Source organism: Flavobacterium sp. 2 (assembly GCF_049949195.1).
GTDB lineage: Bacteria > Bacteroidota > Bacteroidia > Flavobacteriales > Flavobacteriaceae > Flavobacterium.
The window spans coordinates 3,483,090-3,497,190 of sequence record NZ_CP188206.1; the positions used below are offsets into that span (position 1 = coordinate 3,483,090).

Genomic DNA, 14,101 nt, shown 5'->3' on the forward strand with positions numbered 1-14,101 from the left:
TTAAAATAAAGACAAATATTGAAAAAAGGATTTTCCTAAAACCTGATAATTGTCAGGTTTGTAGGTAAAGTTTTTCTGCCACGAATTCCCCTCAATCTTGTCATTCCGAGGAACGAGGAATCTTCGTAAGTAACTCCGAATGCAAAATCACATTAGTTTATTTATCTTGCATAAAAAGTAAGAATAATCTTTTATTTTTGTTTCTGAAATTGAAATGAATAATTAATTTGACTGAATGGAAACATTAGAAGGATATCATACTTATTACATTTATATTATAACTAACAAATTTAAAACTGTCTTTTACACAGGTGTAACTAACAACTTGAGAGCTCGTCTAAGCCAGCATAAAGAGAATATTACTGGAGAGAATTAAACTTTTGCTTCAAAATATAAAGTTGAATTTTTGTTATATTATGAAAAGTTTACATGGATTCAAGAAGCAATTGGCCGCGAAAAAGAGATAAAAGGCTGGACTAGAGATAAGAAATTAGAATTGATTAAGACTATTAATCCTGATTTGGATTTTTTGAATCATATTTTTTCTTAAGATTATTGATTTACTATGTCGAAATACTTTGTAGAGTTTCTTACGAAGATTCCTCGTTCCTCGGAATGACAAGATTGTGGGTAATGCTTCATTGTTAAACGGTTTCATATCAAAATCTTCTTCAAAGATTCTGCAATACTTCGCCACAAAAAATTGTAGAATGATTTTTCCTGAATTCTTTCCACTTCAACATCGGCGGTTTTCGCTTTGTCTTTTGAATCGTTTTTTACTAATAAATTAGCGACGGCCGTTTTGAGTTTGGCTTCTTTTTCTGGATTTTTCTTTTTGTAAAGTTTCACTTTAAGATCATCATAATCTAATGAAGCGTTTCCTTTTGAGACATTATCATTTCCATAAAAATTAAATCGGTATTTATTGAAAGTTCCAGTAAAAGTGGTGTTCATGTAAGGTTTGGTAAATCTTGTCATTGCCACAACGTCAAAATTTGAGATGATGCCCTGAATGTGAAATCCATCGGTTTTGTCTAAAACATTAAAACTCCAATCTACGTTTAGTGAAGAGTTTTTCATGAAAATGCATTTCACTTTGATTTTTACATCATCCGTTTTTTTTAATCCAAAACCACTACGAAGATTCGTGGCTTGCAAATTGAATCGGTCAAAAGTCAAAACTCCTGGGCCTTTTGAAAAATCAATTTCTTCTTCATAAACCAGTTTCGATTTCAAAACCTGCAAAGTGTCAATTTGAAGCGGGAATTTTATATTTCGCAATAAATGATTGTAAAGATATTTTTTGCTTAAATCGTCTTTCGGGATTTTACTTCGGTAAATATTAGCGTTAAAATGATGGATTACAAGGGAATTTGCTTTAAAATAAAATTGGTCATTTTTAAATCCCCAATCCATTTTTGCAATTTGAGCCGAATCGAATTTCAAGGTATAAATATCCTTTTCTTTTTCTAATCGCTTCACAAAATTAGGTCGGTCAAACTGAGGAAGATTAGCGAAATTATTGATTTTCAGAAAGTTTTTTTCCGTGCTTATTTTTCCAATAGTTATATGATAGAAAGCACTTGGTCTGTAAAACAAACTATCTATAATTAAAGCATATTTTTGATATTGAAGCGGAATTTTTTCTTTTAAAGTTGCATCGGTTATTAAAATTCCTTCCAATTTTAAAATGATTTTTTTAACGCTGAAAATTGGTTTTTCAGTATCGAGCGAAACAACATCAATTGTTCCGTCATTCAGATAAATGTTCGAAACCGCAATTATTTTTCGGAAAGGCGCCACAATTTCAGTTTCAATGCTTTTGCTGTTATTCAAAAGTTTTTCACCTTTTTTGTATAAAATTACGCGAGGTTTGTTGATGATGATACTTTCGGCCTGAATAATATCGTGAAAAGCCAAATCCCAAATATTGAAATGTTTTATAGTAATCGATTCAATTTTAGAAAAAAGGCCGTTTTTACTGTCTTTCGGTTCGTTTTTCGGACTTACTAATAAGGTCTGGGCATAGATATTTCGAGAAAAAAGTGATACTTCAATTTTTTCATAATTGATATTGTATGCCGTTTTGTTTTTCTCATGAATGATAATCGGAAGTTGTTTTTTGATCCAGTAATTCAAACCAACATTGGCTAGAATCACAATAATAAACAGAGAAATTACTCCGATTGCTATTTTTTTATAGATTGACATTTATTGTATCGATTTTAAATATAAATTTAGACTTTAGAAAATAAAGTCGTTTACATGATTTTGTTTTTACGTTACATTTTAACTAATTATCACATCGCAACACTTTTTTTGAATATGAAAAAACTTAAGAAATTCCTGCTGGTTTTATTTGTCCTGATTGTTGTTTTAGGAATAGGTTTATGCGCTTATATTTTTCATTTAAAACCGAAGTATGAAGGAGAGCTGGAATTGAAAAATCTTCAAAAAGAAATGACTGTTTATTTTGATGAATTTGGAGTTCCTCATATTTATGCCGATTCTGAAAAAGATGCGATGACAGCGCTTGGATATGTTCACGCGCAGGAAAGATTATGGCAAATGGAATTGCTCCGAAGAATTGCTCCGGGACGTTTATCTGAAATCTTCGGATCTGTAGCGCTGAAAAATGATAAGTTTTTCTCCGGAATTGGTATTGAAGAAGCTTCGGCGAAAGCCATTTCCAAATTAGATAAAAACAGTCAGGCGTATCAGTTGACGATGGCTTATCTGGATGGAATTAATCAATATTTAGATGAAGGTGTTACGCCAGTAGAATTTACTTTGGTTGGTGTGAAAAAAGAAAAATTTACGATAAAAGATGTTTATAATATCTTCGGATATATGTCTTTCAGTTTTGCAATGGCTCAAAAAACAGATCCGTTATTAACTGAAATCCGAAATAAATATGGTGTTGAATATTTGAAAGATTTAGGAATTGAAGGCGAATTCAATACAACTCAGTTAAAAAGTTCAAAAGAAAATATTGATGAATATACAGCAATCTCAAAATCGGTTGCGGCTTTGTTGGACAAATCGCCAATTCCGCCGTTTATAGGAAGTAATAGCTGGGTTGCCGGACCTCATAAAACCAAAAGCGGAAAAGTGATTTTTGCCAATGATCCACACATTGGGTTTTCACAACCTGCAACTTGGTATGAAGCGCATTTGATTACGCCTGAACATGAATTGTATGGTTGTTATTTGGCTGGAACTCCGTTTCCGTTGTTGGCGCACAATCGCGATTATGCTTATGGTTTGACAATGTTTGAAAATGATGATATTGATTTTTATCAGGAGAAAAATAAATCGGGAGACAATAATCAATACCAAACTCCGACAGGTTTCGCAAGTTATGAAGTCAGAAAAAAAACAATCAAAGTCAAAGATACTTCTGATGTTGTTATGACTATAAAATCAAGCCGACACGGACCAATTATGAATGATGTCTTAGATCGTTTGGATAAAAAAAATCCGATTGCAATGTCATGGACTTATACGCGAGAACCTATTCAAATTTTAGATGCGGTTTACGGACTTTCGCATGCAAAAAGCAAGGATGATTTTAGAAAAGCCGTTCAATTAGTTGCAGCGCCGGGATTGAATGTGATGTATGGTGATGCTAAAGGAAATGTAGCTTGGTGGGCGACAGGAAAATTGTATAAACACGACAAAGGCGTGAATACTTTCTTGATTCTTGATGGCGCAAGTGGAAAAGATGATATTAAAGAATATCTGGATTTCTCAAAAAATCCATCTTCTGAAAACCCGAAATGGGGTTATGTTTATTCGGCTAATAATCAGCCTGAAGCGATAGATGGTTATTTGTATCCGGGTTATTATTTGCCGGAAGATCGCGCGAAAAGAATTTCAGGTTTAATGGATGCTAAATCAGATTGGGATAAAGAAGCAATCAGTAAAATGATTTATGACAATACATCGCCAGTTGCTGCGGGAACTGTTCAAAATTTGATTTCGAATTTAGATAATAAAGCGCTTTCATCAGAAGAAAATAAAGTTATTGAAGTTTTAAAATCTTGGAAAGGAACAACAAATCTAGAAGATGTTGCGCCAACGATTTACAACAAATGGATTTATTTGTACATGAAAAATACTTTTGAAGATGAAATGGGAAAAGACAATTTCGATTTGTTTTTAGGAACTCACATTGGAAAACAAGTTATTGCCAGACAAGTTGGAAATGAAAATTCGGTTTGGTGGGATAATATCAAAACCAAAAATGTAAAAGAAACGAGAAAAGATATTGTTTCAAAATCATTTCATGAAGGGGTTGCAGCACTTCAAAAACAATTAGGAACTACGATTTCAGATTGGAATTGGGGCAAAGTTCACACCGTTGAACATGAACATCCGTTAGGAAAAGTGGCCGCGTTACGAAAATTATTTAATGTTGGACCTTTTGCGTCGCCAGGATCAAATGAAGTGATTAATAATTTGTTCTTTGGCTTTAACGAAGAAGGCAAATATTACGTAAAAGGCGGACCTTCAACCAGAAGAATCGTCGATTTCTCTGATGTTGAAAACAGCTGGAGCATTTTGCCAACCGGACAATCCGGAAATCCATTCAGTAAACATTATCATGATCAGGCAGAAATGTACAATGAAGGGAAATTCAGAAAAATGAAATTGAATAAGGATGAGATTGTGAAAACTTCGACGAAATTGGTTTTGAAACCAAAGAAATAATACTCATTAAAATAAATTTTATTTACGCTTTTTTAAAACCAATTTCATGGATAAAAAAATTATTGCTTTTTCTTTATTTGTTTCTGTTTTAAGTCTTCTTATTGGAATTTTACCACTTACCGGTGTTGGCGAGATAGTATTTAGTATTTTGAGAGTATTTACTTCGTACATTTTCCCGAGCTTGGGTAATCATTTCAAAATCAATGAAATGGAACACAGCTTAACAATAGCATTGCTTTTCAATAGTCTTTTATTTGCAAGTGCTATTTTATTTTTTAAATCTAATGGGAAAGAAGAACGTCTTTTAAGGTTTATTTTTTCAATAATTTTTATAAATAAATGTTTTTTTGCATTAGATGAAGTTTGTCGTATTTATGTAATTTATAGAGATTTTGGAACATTTTATTTTTGGGTATTTTTTTCATTGTTATTAAGTATTTGTTTGCTTTATTTTTTATACAAAAGCATAAAATACATGAATGAATTAAAGATAGTAGAATATGAGAATTTAAAACTTACAGAATCAGAAAAAGGCTCTTCTTTTAAAAGCAGTAAGTGGCAACGTTTATTGCATTTTATAATAGATAATGTAATTTTTGTTGTTTTTACGTTTAATTTTTTAGATGGAACACGAATGATATATTTTAATGGTTCGTTTGGAATAATTGAAAATATATTAGGAAGACAAAATACAATTTGGATAATGTTGATTATTTTTCGATTTGTTTTTTATTTTGTTTTTGAAACTCTTTTCAGTGCAACACCAGGAAAATTTTTAACAGAAAGTAGAGTTGTTGATAATCAAGGTTTAAAGCCAGAAAATAATTTTGTGTTCAAAAGAACGCTATCGAGATATATTCCTTTCGATTCGATTTCTTTTTTATTTAATGTAAATTGGCATGATTCAATCTCTCATACTCAGGTTTATAAAGAAAAGCAAACGGGACTGAATGGAAAAATATTTTTTTTACTTATTCCAATATATCTTATTCTTTGGTTAGGATTTCATTTGCTTGGAATACAAGAGGAGAAAAAGCAAAATTTTGGATACTCTTTTGAAAGTTTTGTAAATGAAAGAAATCAGGTTTTAGACGGCAAAAAGGTAATCAATACAAACGCAGTTTTGAGATTAGATGAACGGTTTTAATGAAGAAGGCAAACATTATCACGATCAGGCAGAAATGTACAATGAAGGGAAATTCAGAAAAATGAAATTGAATAAAGATGAGATTGTGAAAACTTCGACGAAATTGGTTTTGAAACCAAAGATATAGACAACTTAAAAAAATTATTAATTGAAATTAAACCCCCATTTCTATGTATAAAAAAATTATTGCTTTTGCTTTGTTCCTTTCCATTATTAGTTTTTTTACGGCTTTTTATAATGACTATAATTCGAACTTGTATTATGTTTTAAGTTTTTTCAATTATAGTATCGCAGGCTGGATTGATGTAGGTTGGATTGAAGCTAGAACCTTGCGATTGTTTTTCAATTTTCTATTGTTTGTTGGTGTGATTACTTATTATTTTTCAAAAGGTAAAGAAACACGTCTTTTGCGTTTTAGTTTCGCTACACTATTTGTACAGCTTTGTTTTGGTGTTGTTGTTCAGTTTATTTTTATTTTAAATAGATTCGAGGGAATTGAAGTAAAGAGTTATGCAGGCATTGTCATTTCTTATGTAATAACTTTTTTTGTGCTTTATGTTTTATATAAAAGCTTAAAATACATGAGCGACCAACAATCATTAGATTTTGAAACTGTTGCTTATACAGAATCAACGGAAGTTTATTATTTTAAAACTGGAAATTGGGAACGCTTACTTCATTTCATAATTGATAATTTAATTTTCTTGCTGATTGGATATCAACTTTTCTCTGGAATTTTGATGTTTGAATTTTTTAATTACTTCGGAATAGTGAGAGGAGATGATGCTGATCGATTTTTTTTACTAATTGTTTTTCCAGTATTCAGCTTTGTTTACTATTATATATTTGAAAAGCTTTTTAGCGCAACACCTGGAAAATTTTTAACACAAAGCAGATTGGTTAACAGTGAAGGTTTAGTTCCTGCTAATTCTCATGTGCTTTTAAGAACTTTATGTCGAAACATTCCTTTTGACGGAGTTTCTTTTTTGTTTAATGCCAGCTGGCATGATAATTTGTCAAATACCGAAGTATTTAAAGAAAAGAAAAGTGAAATTAGTGGAGCCTATTATTTTTTGATTATCCCGATTTTTGGTATTCTTTTGTTTTTGGTAAAAGCAATAGAAGGTTATTTGCATACAACCAATATTTAAACCTTTCAACTTTATTAAAATAAAAAGGTTCAAAGGTTTTAAAAGAAAAACCTTTGAACCTTTGCAACTTTGTGCCTTTGAACCTTATTTAGAAATATACTTCCCTAAAACAATATCATTTGCAAAAATGTTCAAATTATTTGCAAGCGCTTTGTTAGCAAGCATTACATTTTTGGTTTGGTAGGCAGTATCTTTTTCGTACGCTTTCAGCAGCGTTTCTAATTCTACTTCATCATAAAAAGCAAAAGAGTTATAAATGGCATCCCTGAAATTTTTATAATTGATACTTTGGGTAATTTCCATCGCTTTTTGTTCGTTCCAGCCTTCTTTGGCGGAAGTCTCATTAATTTTAGTCAGACAAAAATCAATTACATAAGTTTTGTAATGTACCGCTTCGACAATTTTATCGACGATGATTTTGTTTTGCTGTGTTGGCATTGCCGGAGGTGGCGGATTGTTTTGCGATACGCATTTTGAGGAAACAAACAAACAAAACAAGGCAGTCAAAAGACTATACTTTTTTAGATTTTTCATAGGTTATTTAGCTGTTTTTGGGAAGAGCTAAAATAGTATTTTTTATGATAAATCATCGAATAGGAATGTTATAAGTTATAACAAAAAACTCCGATAAAGCAGTTTGAAGCTGTCTTATCGGAGTTTTTGAATTTATGATTTTGCTTATTTTTTTGAAAGTTCAGCCAAAACTTTTTTACCGCCTTCATTACCAGGATCAAGCTCAACCGATTTTGTATAATTTTCAATTGCCAGCTGTTTATTGCCATCAGCTAAATAAGCTTCACCCAGACTGTCATAAGTATTTCCTGATTTTGGAAAAGCTTCTACATTGATTTTGAAAACTTCGATCGCTTCTTTCTTTTTTCCAGTTTGTAATAATTGATATCCAACTCGGTTCATATCGCCTTCTTTGATGGCGTAAGTTGGGTCACTTTTTAACTTTTTGTAAGTTTCATTTCCTGCTGCAACACCTTTTTGTGAATAGGCATCTAATAAATCAAGTGCCAGGGATCTTTTTGCTGGATTATATGGCTGTTTGTATAAAATAGCTCTAATTGAATTATTCATTTCTCCCAAAACAGTTCCGCCTGTATTATTCAATAAAACGACCAAAATTTTATCAGCAGGAATTCTTGAAATAATAGTGTTAAATCCGTTAATTCCGCCGCCGTGTTCTATAATTTTTAGTTTTTTATCACCAATTGTAGCTTCTTCAACACCCCAGCCATATCCGTATGAACCATCCCAAGCTTTAATATAAGGTTTGAATAGCAATTCCATTGACTTTTCTGAAAGTAATTTATTTGTATAAAGCGCCTGATCCCATAAATATAAATCTTCAACTGTTGAATATAAAGATCCTGCTGCATACGGAATACTCATATCGATAAAAAAAGCGTTGCTTAAATTTTTTCCTTCTTTTTCATAACCTGCCGCTCTGTTTTTTATGATGATTTCACTATGATCAAAACCAGTATTAGTCATTTTTAGAGGCGTAAGTATAACTTCTTGTAAATATTGCTCGTATGTTTTTCCTGTGATTTTTTCGATAATATAACCCAGTAGAAAATAACCCGAATTGCTGTAATTGAATTTTTCGCCTGGCGTAAATTCCAGCGGAAGACTTGAAAACGTTTTTACAAATGCTTCAGGTGTATACGAATTTCGGGCTTTCTCTCGCATAAAGTTTGGTACACTTGTGTAATTAGGAATTCCAGATGTATGTGTCAAGAGATTATGAATCGTTATTTTATCTCCATTTTCTTTTGGATAATCGGGTAAATAAGTAGTAATTGGAACATCTAATTTTATTTTTCCTTCTTCGGCCAATTTCACAATTAAAAGTGCTGTGAATTGTTTTGTAATCGATCCTAATCTAAATTTAGTATCGGGTTGATTGGGAATATTCCATTCAAAATTAGCCGAGCCAAAACCTTTTTTGAAAATTACTTTTCCGTTTTCAGCCACTAAAGCCGATCCGTTAAATTGTCCATATTCATTGTATTTGCTCAAAAGCTGTTCAATTTGTTTGGCTTTTTCCTGAGCGAAAGTTGTAATGGTAAAAAGAAATAATATTGCAAAGAGGGCAATTGGTTTGATTGACTTTTTCATAACGATTGATGATTATGGTTGTTGGATTAATGAAATAATTTGTTTTTTGATTGATGATTGAAACGTCATAACAATTGTACAATCAGTATTTTAGTATAAAAATACCGAATTAAATTACGTGTTCTAATTGTTAGACGACTGAATTATCGTTTGGTTTCAATTTCAATCAATTTTTTTCCACTTTCTCCTAAAAAATGTTCCATAAGCTTCGTATAAACTTTATATCCATCATCGACATTGGTGAAAATAATCAAACCTTGTTTTGTTTTTGGAAAAAGAAAAAACAGTGTTTGCACGCCTTGATCAGCGCCACCGTGCGATAACGCATAATTTTCACTTCCTAAATCGTAAATTTCAAAACCCAATCCAAAATATTTATCTGCCTTTGTTTGTTTTACCTGATGCGAATTCATTTCCTCATAAACTTTTTTATTGAGGCCATCGCCATTCATTACACTGCATAAAAAAGTTCCGTAATCCTGAATTGTGGTCAATAAATCGTCGGCAGCGTTTGCGGTTTTGTTTTTTACAGGTTCGTATGCATTTCCGTTTTTGTCATAATTGATAGCATATCTTGAAAAATCTACTTTATCGTTCCAGATATATTGTGTGTCGTTCATTTTCAGTGGTTCAAAAATTAATTCTGAAGCCAACTGATTAAGGGTTTTGTGGAATTTTTTCTCCAAAGCTTTTCTCAAATATTCCATTCCCTCGCCAGAATACTGATATTGAGTTCCGGGTTTGAATTTAAAATCCAATTTTCCGGATTTATTCATGTAGCGCCAGTTTGGAAAACCAGTTTGATGACTTAAAACAATTCGCGTAGTCAGTAATTTATGATTCGGATCATTTGCAATGTCTGGATCGGTCCAGTATTTATATAAAGGTTCATCTAAATCCCATTTTCCTTGGCTTACTAATTTTAATGCTACAATTGCTGTAACTGGTTTTGTTAGTGAAGCTACATTCCAAATGGTATTATATGGTGCGGCAACTCCTTTTTTAAGTTCGCCATAAACTTTAATTTGTTTCAGTTTTCCTTCCGAAATAATTCCGAGGCCTAAAGTTGGGATATTATTCTCTTTTAGCCATTTTTCTGTTTCCTGTTCGCTGTCAAAAAGATTTGTTTTTTCAGTTTCATTTACAGCATTATGATCGTAACTCAAAGATCTTTTTAATCTCCAAACATTATTTTCTAAAACCCAAACATGAGTAAATCTTGCTTTACCAACTAATTTTTCGTTTTCAGGTTTTAAGGATTCATTTTTAGCGGCCACATTTTCATAAAATTGATGGATTCCAGTTTGAATAGCAGCATATAAAACGCCTTTTTTATACATCGGAAAAATTTTGGTACTTCCGTCAACTAATTCTCGTCTGCATTTATAGGTTGCTGGTGAGCCACATAAACCATTTTTGAAGCTTTGTAAAAATTCTGTTTTGTTTGAAGTTCCGTCTTTATCATGATAAAATTCGAATTGATCGCTGTATAAATTTTCAAACTGGCTAATATCGCAAGTGTTAAAACCGACATTAAAAAGCAGACTATCGCGTGACATAATAGTTTTGTACAGTTCTGAGTTTTTTTCTTCCTGCGAAAAAACACTTTGATTACAGAATAATGCGATTCCCAATAAAATGATTTTTAATTGGAAAGCAATAAAATTGATGGTTTTCATTTTGATAATTGATTGATGATTAATGATTTTGCAAGAATACTACAATCAAAAATAGGGAAATTGTACAAAAGCGAAATATTATCTTTTTTGAGAAAGAAAATACGAATTTGGATTGAATGTTTTTGGACTTGCTTTTGTTACGTCTTTGAACTTTCGGATAAAATGAGATTGATCAAAATATTTATTGTAGAGTGCAATATCGGTCAGACTCATTTTTTCTAAATCGGCAGAAATCATTTGATCGACCGATTTTCTGAATTTTAAAATCTGAATGTACTTTTTGATCGTAAGCCCGGTTGCCATTTTAAATTTAATTTGAAGAAGACGCTGTGAAGATTTTATCTTTTTTGAAATGTCCGAAACTGAAATTTCTTCTTCCTGAATCCTAATTATTTCACAGATTTTTTCAACCGTATTTTGATTCGGATTTGAATTGTTCAGTTCTTCAAAATACGAGTTTATTTTGCCTAATAAAGTTTCTATATCCGAGTCAATATGAATTTGAAAAGGCAATTCTGCAGCATCAATTTTAATGATTGAATCGACAAAATTGCTCAAGTCATATTTAGGAAACATCGAAATCGTCCAAGCGTGAAGCTGAATAATAGTGACTTTAGTTTTCGGCTGAATATTGACCAGAACTTTATTGGTCATTTGAGAACAGAAATAAATGCTTTCGTTCATTTCATATTTTTGTTTGCTTGTATGAACTTCAATGGTATTTCCAGAAACTATTGCAAGATTAAAACAGCCATTTGGCAAAACGAGTTTGTTTTCAATGAGGCTTTCGCCGAAACTATTATCCAGACACCAAATCTTATTTACAAATCTTTCCGATTTATTAGAAACATAGTGTTCAGAATATAATTTCATTTACGAAGTATTAAACTTTAAAATTGATGATTATCATTTTGTTTCAAAGTTAATCTAAATTGATTGAACAGTATGCGATATAAAAAAACTAAAAGTGGTTTCATTTTAGAAAGTGAAACATAATAGAAGGTTGGAAAAAGTTTAGTTTTCTTATGGTACGTTAATTTTGGGCTAGAATTTTTTGTTTAATCGATTTAATTCTCCTGCCATGAAAAAATACATTTCTTACTTATTTTTATTACTGTTTATCATAACTGCTTGCAAAAAAGAAAATACAACAGAAACAACAACGAATCAGTCCACAGTTAATTCAAAAACTGCTTTTCAGCCAGAAAATATAAAAGAGAAAATATTATATCAAAGAGCTGTTGATGCTGCCATTTGGGGAATTCCGGCAGTTAATTTCCAACTAATGTATAAAGAAATGGAAAAACAAAACGGTGCGTATAATCAGATTGTGTATTGGCCGGGTTTATTAAGTTGGAAAAACCAGACATTAACTCCAAATCCAGATGTTATTTATCTTATGCCTTTTTTTAATACAGAAAAAGGTCCAGTTGTATTAGAAATTCCTCCTGCGGATAATGGTGTTTTTAATGGCAGTGTGATGAATTACTGGCAAGCCGCAATCGAAGATGTTGGGCCAGGTGGATTGGATAAAGGAAAAGGTGGAAAATATATTATTCTGCCTCCCGGTTACGACAAAAGTAAAATTCCAGCTGGATATTTTATAATGCAGTCTGATACATATCGTGGTTATGCACTTTTACGTTCTGTACTAAAAAGTGGAAGCCCTGCAGATGTAAAAGCAGCTGTAGATTATAGCAAAAGAGTAAAATTATATCCTTATTCTGAAGCTTCAAATGCTCCACAAACAATATTTGTAGATGCTACAAAAGCAGTTTATGATTCTTCTATTAAATATGATGATAGCTTCTATGCGACACTAAACGAAATTGTGCAACAAGAACCTTTTTTGGAACGTGACAGAGCAATGATTGATCCGTTAAGAACTATTGGAATTGAAAGAGGAAAGAATTTTAGCCCTGATGCAAAAACCAAAGAAATATTTAAGGCAGCAGTAAATGAAGCAAGAGATTGGCTTATATATAATTATGAAAAAACTAAACCTTTTTATGAAGGGACCAATTGGTTTTTTCCGGCTGATGAAGAAAACATAACGAGTGTAAAGAATTCTTTCCAGATCAAAGAAATTTATCCAATCGATAACCGAGCAGTTTGTTATATGATTGCTTTTTTTAGTGCCAAACACTTAGGAGAATCACAATATTATCTTATGACTTTAAAGGATAAAGATGGTAATTTGCTTAAAGGTGATACTTCGTATCGTTTAACTGTGCCTGCAAACGTACCTGTAAAACAATATTGGTCAATGACGGTTTATAATCGAGAGACGCATACATTTATTAGAGATATGAAATGGGCTGGACGTTCGTCTCAAACACCTGGCATTAAAAAGAATAGTGACGGAACAGTAACTTTATACTTTGGGCCAAAACCACCTCCGAAAGGAGAGAACAATTGGGTTCCAACTGATCCAAAAGGAGATTTTGAAATACTGGCAAGATTTTATGGGCCAACACCGGCCTTGTTTGATCAATCTTGGAAGCTAACGGATATAGAAAAGGTTAATTAGTTTTGAATAAGTTTTTATTTTCAAACCCAGCTTTTTTTGGCTGGGTTTTTCTTTTAAATGATCATTTAAATTCAGAGAAATATTGTGCTTTAGTATTTTCCCATTCCTCCAAAATAATACTATAATAAACATCATCTTTACTCTTTCCTTCAGAATCAACATAATTATTTCTAAAAAGTCCCTCTTTTAAAGTGCCTAATTTTTCAATAGCTCTCTGTGACCTTAAATTTTCAAGATCGGCACTGAATTGTATTCTTCTAAATTGAATTTTTTCAAAACCAAAATTCAGCAACTCAAATTTGCAGGCTTTGTTTAAACCAGTTCCCTGAAAATCCTTTCCGTACCAAGTCCAGCCAATTTCGCATTTTTGGCTCGCATGATTTAGATATCCGTAACGCGTACTTCCGGCAACTTTATTTGTTGCTTTGTCGATAATTAAAAACGGATAACAAATTCCGTCTGCTTTTTGTTTTAAGGTGCTTTGAATATAGTTTTCGAAATCTTGATCATTTCGAACATACATTCCCATATATTTCCAGATTTCATCATCAAAAATGATTTCTCTGAGTTCTGAATTTCTTTCACTTCCAAATGGAATTAATAGTACTTTTTCGTTTTCTAAAATAATATCCGATTGTAAAATTTTGCTGTTCATGATTTTTAAAATAATAATGGAATCTTAAAACGAAGATAGTTGTTAAATATTTTTAAATAAATCTGTTTATGTAACAAATTGTTATATTTTAAATATCGA

General features: G+C 31.7%; 10 protein-coding genes and 1 pseudogene. 5 read left to right on the plus strand and 6 right to left on the minus strand.

Features of this window, described 5'->3' with window-relative positions; genetic code table 11:
- Positions 1-235: 235 nt before the first annotated feature.
- A pseudogene (locus ACNFIH_RS14920) lies at positions 236-550 on the plus strand (GIY-YIG nuclease family protein).
- Positions 551-654: 104 nt separating this feature from the next.
- On the opposite strand, the gene ACNFIH_RS14925 reads toward ACNFIH_RS14920, so the two are convergent.
- The gene (locus ACNFIH_RS14925; RefSeq protein WP_426483747.1) at positions 655-2,211 is read right to left on the minus strand and encodes a hypothetical protein; all 1,557 of its coding nucleotides are present in this window, start codon (positions 2,209-2,211) and stop codon (positions 655-657) included.
- Between the two features lie 114 nt (positions 2,212-2,325).
- Between ACNFIH_RS14925 and ACNFIH_RS14930 the strand changes: the two genes are divergently transcribed.
- The 3 genes from ACNFIH_RS14930 to ACNFIH_RS14940 all read left to right on the plus strand — a co-directional run bounded on the left by ACNFIH_RS14930 (position 2,326) and on the right by ACNFIH_RS14940 (position 7,011).
- Positions 2,326-4,713, plus strand: coding sequence for a penicillin acylase family protein (locus ACNFIH_RS14930; RefSeq protein ID WP_426483748.1), 2,388 nt, complete (start codon positions 2,326-2,328; stop codon positions 4,711-4,713).
- Positions 4,714-5,188: 475 nt separating this feature from the next.
- Positions 5,189-5,860 (plus strand): RDD family protein, encoded by a 672-nt coding sequence (locus ACNFIH_RS14935; protein WP_371199661.1) that lies wholly within the window; start codon positions 5,189-5,191, stop codon positions 5,858-5,860.
- 170 nt (positions 5,861-6,030) lie between these two features.
- Entirely contained in the window at positions 6,031-7,011 is a 981-nt protein-coding gene (locus tag ACNFIH_RS14940) for an RDD family protein (RefSeq protein ID WP_426483749.1), read from the plus strand.
- Positions 7,012-7,095: 84 nt separating this feature from the next.
- Here ACNFIH_RS14940 and ACNFIH_RS14945 read toward each other — a convergent pair whose 3' ends face one another.
- From ACNFIH_RS14945 to ACNFIH_RS14960, 4 genes are all read right to left on the minus strand, one after another.
- On the minus strand, positions 7,096-7,545 hold the full coding sequence (locus ACNFIH_RS14945) for a hypothetical protein (RefSeq protein WP_426483750.1): 450 nt from the start codon (positions 7,543-7,545) through the stop codon (positions 7,096-7,098).
- Between the two features lie 144 nt (positions 7,546-7,689).
- Positions 7,690-9,138, minus strand: a complete 1,449-nt coding sequence (locus ACNFIH_RS14950) for a serine hydrolase (RefSeq protein ID WP_426483751.1) — start codon at positions 9,136-9,138, stop codon at positions 7,690-7,692.
- Positions 9,139-9,281: 143 nt separating this feature from the next.
- Positions 9,282-10,817 (minus strand): serine hydrolase, encoded by a 1,536-nt coding sequence (locus ACNFIH_RS14955; RefSeq protein WP_426483752.1) that lies wholly within the window; start codon positions 10,815-10,817, stop codon positions 9,282-9,284.
- A 78-nt stretch (positions 10,818-10,895) separates the two neighbouring features.
- Positions 10,896-11,690, minus strand: coding sequence for a helix-turn-helix domain-containing protein (locus tag ACNFIH_RS14960; RefSeq protein ID WP_426483753.1), 795 nt, complete (start codon positions 11,688-11,690; stop codon positions 10,896-10,898).
- 208 nt (positions 11,691-11,898) lie between these two features.
- Between ACNFIH_RS14960 and ACNFIH_RS14965 the strand changes: the two genes are divergently transcribed.
- On the plus strand, positions 11,899-13,347 hold the full coding sequence (locus ACNFIH_RS14965) for a DUF1214 domain-containing protein (RefSeq protein ID WP_426483754.1): 1,449 nt from the start codon (positions 11,899-11,901) through the stop codon (positions 13,345-13,347).
- Between the two features lie 61 nt (positions 13,348-13,408).
- Here ACNFIH_RS14965 and ACNFIH_RS14970 read toward each other — a convergent pair whose 3' ends face one another.
- Positions 13,409-14,002, minus strand: coding sequence for a GNAT family N-acetyltransferase (locus ACNFIH_RS14970; RefSeq protein ID WP_426483755.1), 594 nt, complete (start codon positions 14,000-14,002; stop codon positions 13,409-13,411).
- Positions 14,003-14,101: the final 99 nt, after the last annotated feature.